2 protein-coding genes are annotated in these 1,891 nt (G+C 44.3%); one reads left to right on the top strand and one right to left on the bottom strand.

The genetic code is table 11. The features are described 5' to 3' along the window. Positions 1 to 81: 81 nt before the first annotated feature. Entirely contained in the window at positions 82 to 1,329 is a 1,248-nt protein-coding gene (ltrA, locus tag H8B04_RS16780; RefSeq protein ID WP_190303061.1) for a group II intron reverse transcriptase/maturase, read from the bottom strand. 209 nt (positions 1,330 to 1,538) lie between these two features. Here ltrA and H8B04_RS17225 point away from each other — a divergent pair. Further along, positions 1,539 to 1,891, top strand: a 353-nt coding sequence (locus tag H8B04_RS17225; RefSeq protein ID WP_223815484.1) for a hypothetical protein, incomplete at its 3' end; no start/stop codon positions are given.

Below are 1,891 nucleotides of genomic sequence, written 5' to 3'. Positions count from 1 at the left end.
TACTAGTCGAGTAGATAAGGACATTTCAGTCCAAACCTCTCACAGAACCGTGCGTAAAGATCTCCCTTTACACGGCTCTTATTATCCAACCGACAACTTTATCCCTATATACCAGTGTTCAAACAGATGCGGACTTCTTTCGGAAATCTCTGACATCCATTTTATGGCTCTGTCTTTTCGGTTCCGTAGCCTTTTATATTTCCGCATAGCCCATCTTACCAGTAACCTGTTCATGTGCTGAAGTACTTTGTGTAGCTCTGTTTTGTAGAAAGCTCCGTAGTAATTGATCCATCCTCTGAGGACTGGATTTATATACCGGGACAACGTTTCTAAGTCACTGCCTCCTCTTCTGTGCAATTGCCATGTCCGCATCTTTTCTCGTATGGAAACTTTAGCTTTATTGCTGACTGCAGGAAGAAAACTGGTAAAGTTCAACCCCTGTTTGGTCTGAGCTTTTCGTCTTTTGAACGTATACCCTAGAAAGTCGAAGGAAATTATGGGATAGGATTTCTGTCGTTCTTTTCTGCCACAATACACGATCTTGGTTTTCTCTGGATGCAGTTCAAGTCCACAGGCTTTTAGTCTGTGTTCTAATGCTTTCTTCAGTTCCACTGTTTGTATTTCTGTTTTACAGTGTATCACACTATCATCAGCATATCGTTCAAACGGACAGTCCGGATAGTTAATTCGTAACCATTCATCCATACAGTAGTGTAAAAAGAGGTTAGCGAGCAGCGGACTGATAACTGCTCCTTGAGGCGTCCCTTTTGATCTCTCTGTAAGAATCCCATTGGATTGCTGTACCGGTGTTTTAAGCCACCTTTCAATATACAGCAAGATCCATGGGCAATCTGTGTGCTTACGAACTGCTCTCATAAGCAGCTCGTGTGGTATGTTGTCGAAGAAACCTTTGATATCAAGATCCAGAACCCAATCATACTTCCAACATCGCTCTCTAGCTGTTCCAACCGCCTCCTTTGCACTTTTGTTGGGGCGATAGCCATAAGAGTCCTTATGAAATATCTTATCCAACTTTGGTTCCAGAAACAGTGTGACCACCGTTTGAGCAATGCGATCTGTTATCGTGGGTACTCCAAGTGGACGTGTCCCCCCTCCTTTCTTGGGAATTTCTACTAGTAGAACTGGCATGGGCATATAGCTGCCAGAACTCATCCGATTCCATAGTCGATAGAGGTGTTTCCAGCTATCTGCTTTGAAATCCTCTAAGCTCATGCCATCTACTCCAGCACTACCACGGTTTTGTTGTACCCGCTGGTAGGCTTCCAGTACTATGGACTGAGAAATAATAAATGGTTTTGTCTTAATCATTCCTGTACCTCCTATGGTTTGTACCATAGTTTTCTTTGTGATAAGAACTGGATAATACACCCCCTTCGCTCCATCTCCATTACAGAGACTTCATCACTACTACGAGATGTTCCGCCCGTGTGCTTCGCATCGGTACTTTTGCTCTTGTGGGGCTACCACTTGAGGGTTTCCCTTAACATCGAAACGACACGTTCTCACGTTCCGCCTAAATGCCTATAATAGCTTCACGCCATCTTTACGCCGGATATCACGGAAGCAGTAATCAGGTTTCCCTTCCGTTTGTCCCAGAGCAAGGTCAAGACCCTGGTTTCGATATCATCTATTCAGCTTTCGACGCTTCATCGATGGTTCACTTTCGTTCGTCTCTCTATTACATACCTGACATCTTTAACTATGCCTTTTCCTTTATCGCTTCTCACCAGATCTCTTTAACCCAGCAACATAAAGGTGGTTTGAAGCCTGCGCCTGAACGTCGACTTCGAGGGGCCTACCCTCATCATTCAAACAGCACCAAAGCAATATCATGCTTTGTTCGTGACACACCGACCTCTGCTGACTTCTG

The sequence above is a fragment of the Sphingobacterium litopenaei genome (assembly GCF_014692495.1).
Classification (GTDB): domain Bacteria; phylum Bacteroidota; class Bacteroidia; order Sphingobacteriales; family Sphingobacteriaceae; genus Sphingobacterium; species Sphingobacterium litopenaei.
The sequence above is the reverse complement of the archived record's forward strand: the minus strand, read 5'-3'. Positions and strand labels throughout refer to the sequence as shown.

Bases quoted from the DNA above. Each gene is read 5' to 3' on its own strand.
- ltrA (WP_190303061.1), bottom strand. From the start codon at position 1,329: ATGATTAAGACAAAACCATTTATTATTTCTCAGTCCATAGTACTGGAA.